This window comes from Empedobacter sp. GD03739 (genome assembly GCF_029843245.1).
Taxonomy (GTDB): domain Bacteria; phylum Bacteroidota; class Bacteroidia; order Flavobacteriales; family Weeksellaceae; genus Empedobacter; species Empedobacter falsenii_B.
Genome location: NZ_JAOCHX010000108.1, coordinates 1 through 984, shown reverse-complemented (window position 1 = coordinate 984; position 984 = coordinate 1). Strand labels below are relative to the sequence as shown.

The following is a 984-nucleotide window of genomic DNA, read 5'->3' as shown; positions in this document are numbered from 1 at the left end:
CTTTTTATTCAGCTTTAAACAAGTTAATTGTGTAATCTAATAATTTACTATTTCCAAATTCTCCATGTCCTGGAATTATTATTTTTACATCCGGATATTCTTTTTTCACTTTTTCTACTGTATTTGACCAAGTTGAAATATTTGCATCACCTAAATATCCTTTGCTTGCTCCAAGTTCTTTTATTAGACAACCACCAAACATTATATTTTCACTTGGAAAGTAACCAATAATATTATCTTTTGTATGACCTTCTCCAAAATATTTTGCACTAATATTTTCGTTACCAACTTTTAGAATTATGGAATCATTAAATCCATTTTTTGGAATTTCATAATTATTCATTTTGGCTAATTCTATGGTTTTAGTGTATGAATAAGAAGGGATTTTGTGATTATGAAATGCTTTTAGTCCTCCCAAACAATCATCATGGAAATGTGTTGGAATTATCGCATTAATTTTGGAATGAAGTTCTTGATTTATCCATTTTATTAGTTCTTCAGAACTCAGATCATTTGTTGGTGTATCAAATACTATTGTTTCTTTATTCTTTCTCACAATTAAACCATTGCAAGGAACATTTCCGAAACTTTCTGTTTGTAAAAACGAGGTATGCTCAAATGCGTTTTTAGAAATCTGTGTTATTATTAAATTTTTAGATTTATAAACAACTTTGGGTTGAAATGAAACGTTTTTCTGCGAGTTACAGTTCGATATAAAAAACGAAATGAATAATAATAGTAAAGTATTTAATGTCTTAATTTTCATTTATTTAACGGTATTTTTGTAGAATTACAGCTAACGGGAAAAGTATTGCCGAAGAAGCGGGCTTTTTATAACAGAGATTTAAAAAGAAACACTTCCCGAAGCAAAAATTTTTCCCTTTTTCAAAGTTACAATTTTTCTTTGGAAAAGGGAAAATTTTTTGCGGATATTTTGCCAAAACGCTCAAAGAATTCCTTCAACCCCGCTTTTTTGGCAATACT

Annotated in this window: 1 protein-coding gene; it reads right to left on the bottom strand. The window is 28.8% G+C overall.

Translation table 11 applies throughout. The features are described 5' to 3' along the window. Positions 1-4: 4 nt before the first annotated feature. The gene (locus tag N5E64_RS15615; protein WP_119059468.1) at positions 5-766 is read right to left on the bottom strand and encodes a subclass B1 metallo-beta-lactamase BMHC-1; all 762 of its coding nucleotides are present in this window, start codon (positions 764-766) and stop codon (positions 5-7) included. Positions 767-984: the final 218 nt, after the last annotated feature.

Excerpts from the sequence above, each read along its gene's own strand:
- N5E64_RS15615 (WP_119059468.1), bottom strand. The coding sequence starts at position 766 with ATGAAAATTAAGACATTAAATACTTTACTATTATTATTCATTTCGTTT.